At 76.1% G+C, this 17,127-nt stretch carries 1 protein-coding gene; it reads right to left on the reverse strand.

All coding sequences use genetic code 11. The features are described from left to right. Positions 1–37: 37 nt before the first annotated feature. Positions 38–17,122, reverse strand: a complete 17,085-nt coding sequence (locus AB0J08_RS07685; RefSeq protein ID WP_360628519.1) for a type I polyketide synthase — start codon at positions 17,120–17,122, stop codon at positions 38–40. Between the last annotated feature and the right edge of the window lie 5 nt (positions 17,123–17,127).

The following is a 17,127-nucleotide window of genomic DNA, read 5'->3' on the forward strand; positions in this document are numbered from 1 at the left end:
AGTCATCCGGGTCGTCCGGGTCATCCGGTCGTCCGGGTCAGTTCGTCCTGCCCAGGGCGCGCTGCACGAGGTCGGCAACGTCCATGGCGTCGATCAGGTCGTCGTCGTCCGCGGCCGGTTCGGCCGCCGCGTCGGGTGCGGCGGCGTCCTCGGTCTCGACGAGGGCGAGCAGGGTGTCCAGGAGGCCCGCCTCCTTGAAGCGGGCGAACGGGACGTCCGCGAGCGCGCGCCGCAGGTCGTCCTCCCGCCCGTCGAGGTCGTCGCCGGTGTCCCGCAGGAGTTCGGAGCGCAGGTAGCCGACGAGGGCGTCCGGGGTGGGGTAGTCGAAGATCAGGGTCGCGGGCAGCCGTAGCCCGGTGGCCACATGGAGGCTGTTGCGGAGGTTGACGGCGGCCAGCGAGTCGAAGCCGACCTCCTGGAAGGCCTGCAGCGGGCCGATGCTCTCGGCACCGCTGTGACCCAGGACGGTCGCGGCGTGGCCGCAGACGAGCTTCAGCAGGATCCGGCTCTGCTCGGCCTCCGCCACCGCCCGCAGCGAGTCCACCAGCGAGGACGTGGTGTCGCTGTTCCCGGCGTCCGGCTGGGAGGCCCGCAGGGCGGCGTCGGCCTCGGGGAGGTCGGCGAACAGGGGGCTGGCCCGGACGGAGGTGAACGCCGGGATGAAGGCCTCCCAGTCCATGTCGGCCACCGTGACGAACTTCTCCTGGGCCTCCACCGCCTGCTCGAAAGCGGTCATCGCGACCTGCGGGGCCATCGGCAGCACACCCCGGCGGCGAAGCTGGGTGAGAGTCGCCTCGTCCATGCCCGCGCCGACCTGGTCGAGGGCGCCCCAGGCGATCGAGGTGGCCCGCAGGCCGCGCCCCCGGCGCCACTCGACCAGGGCGTCGAGCGCGGTGTTGGCCGCGCCGGAGAGGCCCTGCCCGCCGCCGCCCCAGACGCCGGCGATCGAGGAGAAGACGACGAACGCGTCGAGCGGGGTGTCCGTGAGCAGTTCGTCGAGCCAGAAGGCCGTGTCCACCTTGGCGGCGAACACCTCGGCGAGGTCCGCCGCGCCGGTGTCGGTGACGGTGCCGGTCCAGGGCAGGTCGGCCGCGTGCAGCACGGCGGTGAGCGGCTGTTCCGCGGGCGTTTCGGCGACCAGCCGGGCGAGTTCGTCCCGGTCGGCGTCGGCGCAGGACACCACGGCGGTGTCCGTGCCCAGCGCGGCGAGTTCCTCCCGCAGTCCGGCCAGCACGTCCTCGGGGGTCCGGGGCCCGGTGGTGACGATCAGCCGGCGGGCGCCGGAGCGCGCCAGCCAGAGCGCGGCGTGCCGGCCGAGCCCTTCGGCGCCTCCGGTCACCAGCACGGTGCCGCTCGGCTGCCAGCCGCCGCCGGCGGCGGGCTCCGGCGCGGGCTTGCGGACCAGCCGGCGGCTGTAGACGCCCGAGCGGCGGACGGCGAGCTGGTCGTCTCCGGCGGCGCCGTTCAGCGCCCCGAGCAGGTACTGGGCCGTCCGGGCGTCGTTCGCCGCGGGCAGGTCGATCAGGCCGCCCCACCGGTCGGGGAACTCCAGGGCGGCGGCCCGGCCCAGGCCCCACAGCGCGGCCTGGGCCGGTGCGGTGAGGGTGTCCTGGATGCCGATGTTGACCGCGCCCCGGGTGAGGCACCAGAGCGGCCGGCCGGCCCCGGCGTCGCCGAGGGCCTGGATCAGCGCGAGGGTCGCCACGGTGGCGCTCACGTCCGGCGCGGCGGTCCCGGGGTCGAGCGCGAGCAGGGAGAGCACGCCGGTCACGTCGTGCTCGGCCAGCACGGTGGTCAGGCGCTCCGCGAGGCGGGCGCGGGTGGCTCCGGCGGCCTCGACCTCCAGCGTGACGAGGTCGAGCCCCTGCCCGGCCAGCGCCGCCGTCAGGTCGTCGGCGGGTGCGTCCGCCGGGCGCCCGGCGGGGACGACCACCAGCCACCGGCCGCCCGGTACACCGGCGGCTTCGCGTTCCAGCGGCCGCCAGGTGACGTTGTAGCGCAGCTTCTCCGCGCTCGACCGGCGGCGCCGCCGACCGCGCCAGTCCGCGAGGACCGGTACGACCGACCGCAGCGCGTCGCGCTGGTCGGCCGAGGCCAGGTCGAGCAGGTGGGCGAGCGAGTCGGCGTCCGTCTGCTCGACGGCGGCCCAGAAGTCGGAGTCCGCGCCGTCGGCCGCCGAGGCGAGGTCGTCGGGCGTCTCGCCCTCCTGCAGCCAGAAGTGCCGGCGGTCGAAGGCGTAGGTCGGCAGGTCCACCTGGGCTGCGCCGGCATCGGCGGGCAGCACGCCGGTCCAGTCCACGGCCACGCCCCGGACGTGGAGTTCGGCCATCGAGGCCAGCAGCCGGCGCAGGCCGCCCTCCTCGCGGCGCAGCGTACCGCCGACGACGGAGCGCAGCCGGACGCTGTCGTCCGCGGCGGTGTCGAAGATCTCGTTGATCGGCTGGACCAGGACCGGGTGGGCGCTGGACTCGACGAAGACGGTGTGGCCCTCGCCCAGCAGCGTCGCGACGGCCGGCCCGAAGCGGACCTGGCCCCGCAGGTTGCGGTACCAGTACCCGCCGTCCAGCACGCCGGCCTCGTCGACCCACCCGCTCGTGACGGTGGAGTAGAAGGGGATCTGCGGGGCCTGGCTGCGGATGTCGGCGAAGGCCTTGCCCAGCGTCTCCTCGATCGCCTCGACATGGCGGGTGTGGGAGGCGTAGTCCACCGCGACCCGGCGTACCCGCACCCCGTCCGCCGCGAGGACGTCCAGGGCCTCGGTCAGGGCCTCCGCGTCACCGGCGACGACCACCGAGGTCGGGCTGTTGACGGCCGCCACCTCGACGCGGTCCGCCCAACGCTCCAGCCTCGTCAGGGCCTCGGCCTCGGAGAGCGCGACCGACGCCATCCCGCCACGCCCCGCGAGGCTGCCGGCGATCACCTGGCTGCGCACCGCCACGATCCGCGCCGCGTCCTCCAGCGACAACGCACCGGCCACACAGGCCGCCGCGATCTCACCCTGCGAATGGCCCAGCACGGCGTCCGGAACCAGGCCCGCCGAGGCCCAGACGGCGGCCAGACCGACCATCACGGCGAAGCTCGCCGGCTGGAGCACGTCCACCCGCTCCAGCAGCTCCGCCGGCGCCTGACCGCGCAGGACGTCCTCCAGCGACCAGTCCACCCACGGGCTCAGGGCTCGGCCGCACTCCGCGACCCGCTCGGCGAACACCGGTGAGGAGTCCAGCAGTTCACGGCCCATGCCGACCCACTGCGAACCCTGACCCGGGAACACCAGCACCGTCCGGCCAGGACTCGACACACTGCCCGTCACCAGCCCCGGAAGGGACTCGCCCCGCGCCAGCGCACCCAACCCCGCCAACGCCTCGGACCGCGAACCGGCCACCACCACCGCACGCTCGGCGAGCACCGCCCGCCGCGAGACCAGCGCCCCCGCCACAGCGGCGAGGGCCGCCTCCGACGCCTCGACGAAGGAGACCAGCCGCCCGGCCTGGCCGGCCAGCGAAGCGGCGCTCTTGGCCGACACCACCAGCGGCACCACGGCGTCGGGCGCGGCCTCGACAGCGACCGGATCCTCCTCTGGCCCCTCCTCCAGGATCACGTGGGCGTTCGTCCCGCTCGCGCCGAAGGAGGAGACCGCGGCACGGCGAGGGTGGCCGTCGCGCGGCCACTCCCGGGCCTCGGTCAGCAGTTCCACCGCCCCCGCCGCCCAGTCCACCTGCGGCGTCGGCTCGGTCACATGGAGCGTCGCGGGCATCACGCCGTGCCGCATCGCCTCCACCATCTTGATCACGCCGGAGACGCCCGCCGCCGCCTGGGTGTGGCCGATGTTGGACTTCAGCGACCCGAGCCGCAACGGCCGGTCGGCGGGCCGGTCCTGACCGTAGGTGGCCAGCAGTGCCTGGACCTCGATCGGGTCGCCCAGCGAGGTGCCGGTGCCGTGGCCCTCTACGACGTCCACCTCGGCCGCGGTGAGGCCCGCGTTCTCCAGCGCCCGGCGGATCACCCGCTGCTGCGACGGGCCGTTCGGCGCGGTCAGGCCGTTGGACGCGCCGTCCTGGTTCACCGCGCTGCCGCGCAGCACGGCCAGCACGCGGTGCCCGTTGCGCCGCGCCTCGGACAGACGCTCCAGCACCACCACGCCCACGCCCTCCGCCCAGCCCGTGCCGTCGGCCGTCGCGGAGTAGGCCTTGCAGCGGCCGTCGGCGGAGAGGCCGCGCTGCCGCGAGAACTCCAGGAACGCGTCCGGGCTGGACATCACGGTCGCGCCGCCGGCCAGCGCCATCGAGCACTCCCCACGCCGCAGCGCCTGGGCGGCCAGGTGCATCGCCACCAGCGAGGACGAGCACGCCGTGTCCACCGTCACCGCCGGGCCCTCGAACCCGAACACGTAGGACACCCGGCCCGAGGCCACGCTGGACGACGTACCGGTCATGACGTAGCCCTGCACGTCGTCGGGCACCTGCCGCAGCCGGGTCACGTAGTCGTGGTGGACGATGCCGGTGAAGACGCCGATGTCGCGGCCCCGGGTGGAGAGCGGGTCGATACCGGCCCGCTCCAGCGCCTCCCAGGACGTCTCCAGCAGCAGCCGCTGCTGCGGGTCCATCGCGAGCGCCTCACGCGGCGAGATGCCGAAGAGTCCGGCGTCGAACTGGGCCGCGTCGTGCAGGAATCCGCCGACCCGGGTGTAGCTGGTGCCGGGGTGCGCCGGGTCCGGGTGGTACAGCTTGTCGACGTCCCAGTCCCGGTCGCCGGGGAAGGCCGAGAGCCCGTCGCGCCCCTCCGCGACCAGCGTCCAGAGCTCCTCGGGGCTGTTCACCCCGCCGGGCAGCCGGGTGCTCATGGCGATGATGGCGATCGGCTCGTCCGGATCCGTCGCGGCCGCGGTGGGCGCCGGGGCGCCCGTCGGCCGCTCACCGAGCAGTTCGGCGCGCAGGTGGCCGGCCAGCACCGACGGGGTCGGATAGTCGAAGACCAGACTGGTGGGCAGCGACAGACCGGTGAAGTCGTGCAGCCGGTTGCGCAGCTTGACGGCGCTGAGGGAGTCGAAGCCGAGCTCGCGGAAGGGCTGGTCACCGTCGAAGGACTCGGCGCCCTGATGGCCGAGGACGACGGCGGCGCTCTCCCGCACCAGGTCCCTCAGCAGGCGGTGCTGTTCCGCGGTGGCGAGGCCGGCGAGACGCTCGGCCATCGAGCCGCCGGCCGCCGTACCGCGCCGCACCACGCGCCGGGCCAGCGGGGCGCCGGCCGGGGCTGGGTCGGACCCTGGCGCCTCGGCGGGAGCGGCGGTGCCCCCCAGCGTCAACGGCCCGAAGGCGGCGACCGGTTCGCCCGCCGCGTCGGCCAGCTCCACCAGGTGGCCCCCACCATCGGCCGGGGTGATCCGCAGCCGCAGCGCGGCGGCGCCCTCCGCGTACACCGCGAGGTCGGCGCAGGCGGTCGGCTCGCGGTCACCGGCGGCGTCACCGCCGGTGTGGGCGGCCAGCACCTTCAGTGCGGTGTCGATGAGCGCCGGGTGGAGCGTGAACGCCCCGGCCTCGTCGGCCCGTTCGGCGGGCAGCTCGATGTCGGCGAGGAGCCGGCCGTCCCGCTGCCAGAGCCGGCGGACGCCGGCCACCTTGGCGGCGGGCCCGGCGGTGTCCTCGGCGTCGTCTGCGTCGTCGGCGGAGGGCCAGCTGCGCAGGTCGAAGGCGGGCTGCGGCAGGCCGGGCGCCAGCAGGGCGCGGGCGTGGCAGGTCCACGGGTCCTGCTCCCGGCCGGCCGGCCGGGAGTGCACACCGGCGCGGCGCAGGCCGTCCGGGCCCGGGGCCTCCACCGACACCCGCACCTGGAGGTGCCCGTGCGCGGGCAGGGTCAACGGCGTCTCGACGGTGATCCGCCGGACGGCTCCGCTGGCGGCCTCGCTGCCGACCCGGACGAGCAGGTCCAGCAGGACGGCCGCCGGCACCGCGGTGTCACCGGCGCCGGCCGGGTCGACCAGCAGGCCGCGGCTGCGCCGGGTGAGCCGCCCGGTGAGCACGACGCCGCTGCCGCCGCCGTCCCCGGGTACCTCGACGACCGTGCCGAGCAGCGGGTGGCCGGTGCTGCGGGCGCCGAGCGCCTCGGCGTCCACGGCGGCGCCGCTCTCGACCCAGTACCGCTCGTGCTGGAAGGCGTAGGTGGGCAGTTCGGCCCCGACCGCCGTGACCGTCCCGACCGCCGTGGCCGTCCCGACCTCTGCGACCCGGCGGCCGAGGACGGCGGGCCAGTCCACGTCCACGCCGCGCACGTGCAGTTCGGCGAGTGCGGCGAGGACGGCGGTGTCCTCGGGGGTGTCGGTGCGCAGGGTGGCGAGGCAGCCCCGCGCCTGCGCGCCGAGCGTGCCGAGTGCCATGGCGGTCAGCACTCCGCCCGGCCCCAGTTCGAGGAAGGTCACGGCGCCCTGGTCGCGCAGCGCCCCGACCGCGTCGCCGAACCGGACGGCGCCGCGCACCTGGTCGACCCAGTACGCGGGGGTGCCGACGTGGTCGTCCTCGGCGAGCTCACCGGTGAGGGTGGAGACGACGGGGACGGTGCCCGGCCGGTACCGCAGCCGGGCCGCGACGGCCTCGAACTCCGCCAGCATGGGCGCCATCAGGGGCGAGTGGAAGGCGTGGCTGACGGCGAGCCGCCGGGTCTTGTGGCCGCCGCGGGCCAGCTCGGCGGCGACGGCGAGCACCGCGTCCTCGGCGCCGGAGAGCACCAGCGCGTCGGGGCCGTTGACCGCCGCGATGCCGACCACGCCCGCCGCGCCGGCCAGCAGCGGCGCGACCTCGGCCTCGGTGGCCTGGACGGCGACCATCGCGCCGCCGGTGGGCAGGGCCTGCATCAACCGCCCACGGGCGGCGACCAGTTCACCCGCCGAGGCGAGGTCCAGGATGCCGGCGGCGTGGGCGGCGGTGATCTCACCGATCGAGTGGCCGGCCAGGAGGTCCGGCCGCACGCCCCACGAGGTGAAGAGCCGGAACAGCGCCGTCTCCAGCGCGAAGAGACCGGCCTGGGTGTACATCGTCTCGTCGAGCAGCGCACCGTCGGCCGTGCCGGGGTCGGCGAAGACGACCTCGTGCAGCGGTCGAGCCAGGTGGCCGTCCAGGTGCCGCTCGACGGCGGCGCAGGCGGCGGCGAAGGCGTCCCGGAAGACGGGGAACGCCTCGGCGAGCCGGCGGCCCATGCCGGCCCACTGGCTGCCCTGGCCGGTGAAGAGGAAGGCCAGCTTGCCGTGCGCGTCGGCGGCGTTGCCGACGACGGTCCCGGCGCCGGGCGCGCCGTGTTCGAGGGCGCGCAGGGCGTCGGACAGCTGCCGGCGGTCGCCCGCCAGCACCACGGCGCGGTGGTCGAGCCGGGCGCGGGTGGTGGCGAGCGCGTGGGCCGTCCCGGCGAGCGGGAGGTCGGCCCGGTCGTCGACGAAGCGGGCGAGCCGCCCGGCCTGGCCGCGCAGGGCGGCCGCCGTCCGGGCCGACACGGGCACCGGTACGGGCACGGGCACGGGCAGCGCCGTGCCGGCGTCGGCCTCGTCCGGCGGCGCGGCCTCCGCCGCGACCGCTGCCTCGGCGGGCGCCTCCTGCACCAGGACGTGCGCGTTGGTGCCGCCGATGCCGAAGGAGGACACTCCCGCGCGGCGCGGGCGGCCGGTCTCCGGCCACTCCCGGGCCTGCGTCAGCAACTCGACGGCGCCCACCGACCAGTCCACATGGGTCGAGGGCCGGTCCACGTGCAGGGTCCGGGGCAGGACGCCGTTCCGGATGGCCATCACCATCTTGATCACACCGGCCACCCCGGCCGCGGCCTGGGTGTGGCCGATGTTCGACTTGACCGAGCCGAGCCAGAGCGGCCGGTCGGCGGGCCGGTCCTGACCGTAGGTGGCCAACAGCGCCTGCGCCTCGATCGGGTCGCCCAGCACGGTGCCCGTGCCGTGCGCCTCCACCGCGTCCACCTCGACCGGCGACAGGCCGGCGTTCGCCAGCGCCTTGCGGATCACCCGCTGCTGCGACAGCCCGTTCGGCGCGGTCAGGCCGTTCGAGGCGCCGTCCTGGTTCACCGCGCTGCCGCTGATCACCGCCAGGACCTGGTGCCCCCGCCGGCGCGCCTCGGAGAGCCGCTCGACGAGCAGCACGCCCACGCCCTCGGCCCAGCCGGTGCCGTCGGCGCCGTCCGCGAAGGCCTTGCAGCGGCCGTCCGGGGCCAGCCCGCGCTGCCGGGAGAACTCGACGAAGGTCTCCAGGTTGCCCATCACCATCACGCCGCCGGCCAGCGCCATGGTGCACTCGCCGCGGCGCAGCGCCTGGGCGGCCAGGTGCAGGGCGACCAGCGAGGAGGAGCAGGCGGTGTCGACCGTGACGGCCGGTCCCTCGAAGCCGAACTGGTAGGCGACGCGGCCCGAGAGGACGCTGCCGGAGCCACCGGTGAGGCGGAAGCCCTCGACCCCGGCCGCCTGGTGCATCCGCACGGTGTAGTCGTGGCTGTTGACGCCGACGAAGACGCCGATGTCCTGCCCGCTCAGCCCGGTGGGGTCGATCGCGGCGCGCTCGAAGGCCTCCCAGGAGGTCTCCAGCAGCAGCCGCTGCTGCGGGTCCATCGCCAGCGCCTCGTTCGGGGAGATGCCGAAGAAGGCGGCGTCGAACCCGGCGGCGTCGTCGAGGAAGGCGGCGTGGCGCACGTAGGTCTTGCCCGCGCTGTCCGGGTCGGCGTCGTAGTGCCGCTCGATGTCCCAGCCGCGGTCCTCGGGGAACTCGGTGACGGCGTCGACGCCGTCGGCCACCAGCCGCCAGAGGTCCTCGGGGCTCTGCACCCCGCCCGGGAGGCGGCAGGACATCGCCACGATCGCGATCGGCTCGTCGGGGTCGGCGGGCGCGGAGTGCGGGGCGGCGGCCGCACCGTCCGGGGCGGTGGTGCCGAAGAGCCTGGCGCGCAGGTGCTCGGCGAGGGCCACCGGCTTCGGGTAGTCGAAGACGATGGTCGAGGAGAGCGCGAGACCGCTCGCGGCCGCCAGCCGGTTCCGCAGCTCCACGGCGGTCAGCGAGTCGAAGCCGGCCTCCTTGAAGGCGCGGTCGGCTCGGACGGCGTCGGGGGCGGCGTGGCCGAGCACCTGGGCGGCGTGCCGGCGCACCAGGGCCACCAGCTCCTCGCTCTGCTCGGCCGCGCCCAGGCGGTCGAGGCGCTCGCGCAGCGAGGCGGTGTCCGTGCCGGTGGCGGCCCGGGCGGTCCGCCGCCCGGCGGGTGCCAGGCCGCGCAGCAGTGGCGCGACGGGGCCGCTGCGGGCCGCCGCGCGCAGGGCGGGCAGGTCGAACCTCGCGGCCACCAGGGCCGCCGGCGTCCCGGCGTCGGCGCGCAGCGCGGCGTCCAGCAGCGCCATGCCCTCGGCGTCGGACAGGCCGACCATCCCCAGTCGCCGGGTGCGGTGCAGGTCCGCGGTGCCGAGGTGGCGGGTCATGCCGCTGGCCTGGCTCCAGTAGCCCCAGGCGAGCGAGACGGCGGGCAGGCCGAGCTGGCGGCGGTGCTGGGCCAGCGCGTCCAGGCAGGCGTTGGCCGCCGCGTAGTTGCCCTGCCCGGGGTTGCCCAGGACGCCGGCGGCGGAGGAGAACAGCACGAAGGCCGCGAGGTCCGACTCGCGGGTCAGCTCGTGCAGGTGGAGGGCGGCGTCCAGCTTCGGCCGCAGCACGGTGTCGACCCGCTCCGGGGTGAGCGCCGTGACCACGCCGTCGTCCAGGACGCCGGCGGTGTGGACGACGGCGGTCAGCGGGTGTTCGGCCGGCACCGCCGCGAGGAGGGCCGCGACCTGGGCGCGGTCGGCCGTGTCGCAAGCGGCGACGGTGACGGTGGCGCCGAGCGCGGTGAGCTCCTCGCGCAGCGCCTCCGCACCCTCGGCGGCGGGGCCACGGCGGCTGACGAGGAGCAGGTGCCGGACGGCGTGCGCGGTGACCAACTGCCGGGCGACCAGGGCGCCGAGCGTCCCCGTCCCGCCGGTGACCAGGACGGTACCGGCGGGGTCGCGCTCCCGGGCCCGGCCGGGCGCCCCGGTACGGTCGGCCGCCCCGGCGGAGCGCTCCGGGGCGGTGGCGCGCACCAGTCGGGGCACCTCGGCCACGCCGGCCCGCACCCGGACCCGCGGTTCGCCGGCGGCCAGCACGGCCGGTAGCAACGCCTCTGCGGTGTCGTCGAGTTCGACCAGCACGATGCGGTCCGGGTGCTCGGACTGGGCCGAGCGAAGCAGGCCGGACACGGCGGCGGTGGCGAGGTCGACCCCGTCCCCGGAGACGGCCACGACCAGCCGGGACTGCGCCAGGGCGGGTGCGGAGAGCCAGGCCTGGAGGACGGCCAGCGCGGCGGCCACGGCCGCCCGGGGGTCGCCGGCCGGGTGCTCCACCGCGTACCGCAGGACGTCCGGGGCCGGGCCGTCCGACGCGGCCAGGGCGTCGATGTCCCCGGCGGTCGTGACCGTGGCCGTGGTGGTGGCGGCAGCCCGGTCCACGGCGGGCAGGGGCAGTTCGGACCAGTCCAGGCGGAACAGCGCGTCCTGGGTCGACTCCCGGGCGATGCCGTCCTGTTCGGGCGAGAAGGGCCGGGCGAGCACCGCTTCGGCGATCAGCACCGGCCCGCCGGCCGGATCGCTCAGCTCCAGGCGGGCCCCGTCGTCCGGCGTCCCGGAGGTGCGGACCTGCAGCTCGGAGGCGCCCGAGGCCAGCAGGGTCACCCCGCGCCACTCGGCCGCGAGCATGCCCGCCGGGAGGATCGTGCGGACGGCCGCGTCCAGCAGCGCCGGGTGCAGGCCGTAGCGGTCGGCGGGGCCGGCCGGGTCGTCCAGGGAGACCTCGGTCGCGGGGCCGTCGGCGGGCCGGGTGGCCTGCGCGTCCGCCGGGGCGGGCGACAGCGTGCCGTGGGCGTGGCGCGTCCACTCCGCGTCCAGCGGCGCGTCGTCCGCTCGGGAGTACACCTCGACGGTGCGCCGCCGAGCGTCGTCGGCCTCCCCGACGATCATCTGAACGGACCGGCCGCCGCGCAGCGGGAGCACCACGGGCCGCTCGACGGTCAGTTCCTCGACGGTCGGGGTGGCGACCTCGTCGCCGAACCGGACGGCCAGCTCGACCAGGGCCGCGTTCGGCACCAGGACGGCGTCGCCCGCCACGTGCTCGGCAAGCCAGGAGTGTGCGCCGAGCGACCACCGGGAGGTGGTCATGAAGCCGCCCGAACCGGGCACCCCGACGATCGCGCCGATCAGCGGGTGGTCGGCGGTGGCCTGGCCGAGCGAGGCCGCGTCGGTGGCCGGGGCCGCCCGGAGCCAGTAGTGCCGGTGGTCGAAGGCGTAGGTCGGCAGCTCGACGCGGGCGGTGGCGGCACCGGCGGGCAGGACACCCGTCCAGTCCACGGCCACGCCGCGGACGAAGAGTTCGGCCATCGAGGTCAGCAGCCGGCGCGGCCCGCCCTCCTCGCGGCGCAGCGAGCCGGTGACCAGGGCGTCGACCTGCGCCTCGTCGACGATCTCGTTGATCGGCTGGACGAGCACCGGGTGGGCGCTGGACTCGATGAAGACGGTGTGGCCCTCGCCCAACAGCGCGGCAATGGCCGGCCCGAAGCGGACCTGGCCCCGCAGATTGCGGTACCAGTACCCGCCGTCCAGCACCCCGGCGTCACGCACCCACCCGCTGACGACCGTCGAGTAGAACGGGATCTGCGGGGCCCGGCTGCGAATGTCGGCGAAGGCCTCGGCGAGGGTGTCCTCGATCGCCTCGACATGGCGGGTGTGGGAGGCGTAGTCCACCGCGACCCGGCGCACCCGCACGCCCTCGGCAGCCAGGACCTCCAGCGCCTCGTCGAGGGCCTCCGCGTCACCGGCCACGACCACGGAGGACGGGCCGTTGACCGCCGCCACCTCGACGCGGTCCGCCCAACGTTCCAGTCGCTCGGCGGCGTCGGTCTCGGAGAGCGCCACCGAGGCCATCCCACCACGCCCCGCGAGGCTGCCGGCGATCACCTGGCTGCGCACCGCCACGATCCGCGCCGCATCCTCCAGCGACAACGCACCGGCCACACAGGCCGCCGCGATCTCACCCTGCGAATGACCGACCACCGCGTCCGGCACCACACCCACCGACGCCCACACGGCGGCCAGACCGACCATCACCGCGAAGCTCGCCGGCTGCAGCACGTCCACCCGGTCCAGCAGCTCCGCCGGGGCCTCGCCGCGCAGAACCTCCTCCAGCGACCAGTCCACCCACGGGCCCAGGGCGACCGCACACTCCGCGACCCGCTCGGCGAACACCGGCGAGGAGTCCAGCAGTTCACGGCCCATACCGGCCCACTGCGAACCCTGGCCCGGGAAGACCAGCACCGTCCGGGACATGCCGGACACGCTGCCCGTCACCAGCCCGGGAGCGGACTCGCCGCGCGCCAGCGCACCCAGCCCCGCCAACGCCTCCTCCGGCGAACCCGCCACCACCACCGCGCGCTCGTCCATGAGTGCCCGACGGGAGACCAGCGCACCGGCTAGCGCCGCCGTGTCGCCCGTCTCCGCGAGGGCCGTCAGCCGCCCGGCCTGGCCCGCCAGCGAAGCGGCGCTCCTGGCCGACACCACCAGCGGCACCACCCCCTCGGGGGCGGCCTCGACCGCGACCGGCTCCTCGTCCGGCGCCTGCTCCAGGATCAGGTGCGCGTTGGTGCCGCTGACACCGAAGGAGGAGACCGCGGCCCGGCGGGGGCGGCCGGTCTCCGGCCACTCCCGCACCTCGGTCAGCAGCTCCACCGCGCCGACCGACCAGTCCACCTGCGAGGACGGCGCGTCCACGTGCAGCGTGGGCGGCATGACACCGTGCCGCAGCGCCTGCACCATCTTGATCACACCCGACACACCGGCCGCCGCCTGGGTGTGACCGATGTTCGACTTCAACGACCCGAGCCGCAACGGCCGGTCCGCGGGCCGGTCCTGACCGTAGGTGGCCAACAGCGCCTGCGCCTCGATCGGGTCACCCAGCACCGTCCCGGTGCCGTGCCCCTCCACCACGTCCACATCGGCGGTGGTCAGACCCGCGTTCGCCAGCGCCTTGCGGATCACCCGCTGCTGGGACAGCCCGTTCGGTGCCGTCAGTCCGTTGGACGCGCCGTCCTGGTTCACCGCGCTGCCGCGCAGCACGGCCAGGACCTGATGCCCGTTGCGCCGCGCCTCGGAGAGCCGCTCCAGCACCACCACACCCGCGCCCTCGGCCCAGCCCGTGCCGTCGGCCGCGTCCGCGTACGACTTGCACCGGCCGTCGGCCGCCAGGGCCCGCTGCCGCGAGAACTCCACGAAGGTGTCCGGCGTCGCCATGACCGTCGCACCTCCGGCCAGCGCCAGCGAGCACTCCCCGCGCCGCAGCGCCTGCGCCGCCAGGTGCATCGCCACCAGCGACGAGGAACACGCCGTGTCCACCGTCACCGCCGGGCCCTCGAACCCGAACACGTACGACACCCGGCCCGACGCCACGCTCGACGCCGTACCGGTGGCGACGAAGCCCTCCAGCTCCGCCGGCGCCCCGCCACCCGCGCCGTAGCTCTGGCCCATCACGCCGGAGAACACCCCGACGTCCGCACCCTTCAGCCCGGCCGGGTCGATACCGGCCCGCTCCATGGCCTCCCAGGAGGCCTCCAGCAGCAGCCGCTGCTGCGGGTCCATCGCCAGCGCCTCACGCGGCGAGATCCCGAAGAACCCCGCGTCGAACAGCCCGGCCTCGTGCAGGAAGCCGCCCCGGTCGGCGGTGGAGGTGCCGGCCTGCTCCGGATCCCCGGAGAACAGCCCGTCCAGGTCCCAGCCACGGTCCTCCGGGAAGCCGGACAGCGCCTCCCGGCCCTCGCGGACCAGCTCCCACAGATCCTCCGGGCCGGTGACGCCGCCGGGCAGCCGGCACGCCATGCCGACGACGGCGATCAGCTCGTCCGGGTCGCCGGGCACCGCGTGACCGGCCGTCTCCGGGGCCTCCCGGAGGCCGAGGGTGCGGGCCCGCAGGTGGGCCGCCAGCGCCTCCGGCGTCGGGTGGTCGAAGCTGACGGTGGCGGGCAGGCGCAACCCGGTGCGCTCGGTCAGGCGGTTGCGCAGCTCGACGACGGCGAGCGAGGTGAGGCCCAGGTCGCGGAAGGCCCGGCCGGCCGGGATCGGCCCGGCGCCCGGCCTGCTCAGCACGGCGGCGGCCTGGGTGCGGACCAGCTCTTCGAGCAGGGCGAGCTGCGCGCGCTCGTCCAGGCCGGACAGGCGCTCGCGCAGCGTTGCGGTGACGGCCTCGTCGGGTCGGGCCGCCGGGGGCGGCGTCGCGGCGAGGGCGCGAAGGACCGCCGGAACCGGGCTCTCCGGGGCGATCGGACCGGTCCGCAGCGCCACCAGCGCCGGGGCTCCGCTCTCGATCAGCAGGTCGAACGCGGCGAGCCCGTCGCGCAGGTGATGGGCCTGGCCGCCGGTCGCCGGGGACCCGGTGCTCCAGGCCAGCGTCGAGCCGGTGCGGCCGCGCAGCCGGCGGGTGTGCGCCAGCGCCTCGGTCAGCGCCTCGGCGACGGCCGTGTCCGGGGCTCCGGGCGAGCCCAGCACGGCGGCCGTGCCGGTGACGGTGACGAAGGCGGCCAGCTCGGTGTCGGCCGTGAGCTCGTCCAGGGCCAGGGCGAGCGCGGGGTCGGCGGCGGCGTGCACGACGGCGGTCACCGGGCGGCCGAGGCCGGCCAGCGCGGTCCGCAGGGCGGTCCGTAGGGCGGCCGGGTCGGATGCGTCGGCGCTCACCCGGGTGAACTCCACCCCGTCGGCGAGGTCGGTTCCGGTCGGCTCGGCGGCCGGCTCGGGGCGGCCGCCCGCCGCCGGGGTGTCGACCAGCAGCAGCCGCTCCACCCGGTGCGCGGTGGCCAGGTGGCTCACCAGTGCGGCGCCGGCCGCCGTGTCGGCCCCGGTGACCACCACGGTCGCGCCGAGGCCGGCCGGACCGGCGCCGAGCGGACGGTCGGCAAGCGGACGGTCGGCGAGCGGGACCCGGACCAGCCTGGGCACCAGCAGCTCCCCGGCCCGCACCGCGAGTTGGGGTTCGCCGGAGGCGACGGCGGCGAGCAGGACGCCGGCGTGGCCCGAGCCCGCTTCAGAAGCCGAACCGGCTTCGAGGTCGGAGCCCGCTTCGAGGTCGAGGACGGTCACGGCCTCGGAGCGGTCGCGGTCGGCCTGGGCCGACCGCGCGACGGCCCAGAGCGGCACGCCCGCGAGGTCCGGCGCGCCGTCCCCGGCGGTGGCGGCGACCGCGCCGCGGGTGAGGACGATCAGCCGGGCCCCGGCCGGGACCGGCCGGAGGGCCGGCAGCGGGCCGTCGGCGCCGGTGGCGGGCGGGGCGAGCACCGTCACGCCGGGAGCCGGCTCGCCGGCCGCCACGGCGGCGTCCAGGGACGCGAGGTCGGGGTGGTGCCGGACGTCCAGGCCGGCGGCCCGCAGGCCGGTGACGAGGGCACCGGCGGGGCCGACCACCGCCCAGCCGGGCGTGGTGGGGCCGGCGGCCTCGGGGGCGGCCGGGGGCGTGGTCGGCGCCGGTACCCAGACCGGTGCCAGCAGGGCGTCGTGGTGTCCGTCGGCGGCGTAGCGCAGCCGGGCGGGCTGCTCCGCCAGCAGGCGCCGGACGATCTTCCCGGAGGCCGTGCGGGGGATGCCGGCGACCTCGTAGACCCGTTCCGGCAGCTTGTAGGCGGACAGCCGGTCGCGGCAGCGGTCGATCAGCGCGGCGGTGTCGAGGCCGGCCGGCTCCGGGACGACCCAGGCGACGGGCACCTCGCCGAGGGTGTCGTGCGCCACCCCTGCCACTCCGGCGTCGGCCACGCCCTCGACGGTGCGCAGGACGGCTTCGACCTCGTCGGGGTGGATGTTCTCGCCGCCGCGGATGACCAGGTCCTTGAGGCGGCCGCAGATGGTGAAGTAGCCGGCCTCGTCGCGCCGGGCCAGATCGCCGGTGTGGAACCAGCCGTCCTGGACCGCCGCAGCGGTGGCCTCCGGGCTGTTGTGGTAGCCGACCATGACGTTCGGTCCGCTGACCCAGACCTCGCCCTCCTCGCCGGCCGCGACGTCCCGGCCGGTGCGCGGGTCGACGATCCGTACCCCGACGCCCGGCACGGGCAGCCCGCAGGAGCCGTCGACGCGCGCGGCGTCCGGGGGGTTGATGGTGATCGCCCCGCAGGTCTCGGTGCTTCCGTAGGCGTCGACCAGCGGTACCCCGAAGCCCTCCTCGAAGGACCGGCGCAGCTCGGAGCCGGTGACGGCGCCGCCGACGAGTCCGATCCGCAGGTCGGGCAGTGACAGGCCGGTCCGCCGGGCGGTGCTGACCAGGTGGTGGTAGGTGGTGGGGACGCCGGCCAGGAAGGTGGAGCGGTCCTCGCGGAGTGCGGTCAGGATGTCGTCCGCGGAACTTCCGTCCATGATCCGGGCGGTGGCACCGGCCACCGGGACGGACAGCACGCAGGCGATGTGCGAGAGGCTGTGGAAGAGCGGCAGCGGCCACAGCACGCGGTCGTGCTCGGACAGGCCCGGCACGGGCACGTAGCAGGAGGCTACGGACCAGAGGCAGTTGCGCTGGGTGGACAGCACGCCCTTGGGCCGGCCGGTGGTGCCCGAGGTGTAGAACATCCAGGCCACCTCGTCCAGGCCGAGGTCGTCGGGGGCCTCGACGGTGGGCTCGGTGACGGCGAGTTCGTCGAACGAGAGGGTGCCCGCCGGGGCCGTCGCCGGGCCGGTCACCAGGACGCGGGGGCCGGGGGCCGGGGTCGGCAGTAGCCGCAGGAACGTTTCTGCGTTACCGGTGTCGGTCAGGGCGAGGACCGCGCCACTGTCGGTCAGCAGGTACTCCGTCTCGGCCGCCGTGGCCCGCGGGTTGACCGGCACACCGATCCCGCCCGCCCGTACGACGGCCAGATAGCCCTCCACCATGGCGACGGAGTTGCCGAGGCAGAGGGCCACCCGGTCCCCGCGCCGGACGCCGAGGCCCGCCAGGTGACCGGCCAGCCTCCGCGTCCGTGCTTCCAGCTCTCCGTAGGTGACCGCGTGCCGGTCGTCCTCGAAAGCGATCTTGTCCGTGAGACGGACCGCGTTCTCCCGGAGGATGACCGGGAGCGGGGTGATCAGATCGGGGCGCACCTTAC

The organism is Kitasatospora sp. NPDC050463, from assembly GCF_040655255.1.
GTDB lineage: Bacteria > Actinomycetota > Actinomycetes > Streptomycetales > Streptomycetaceae > Kitasatospora.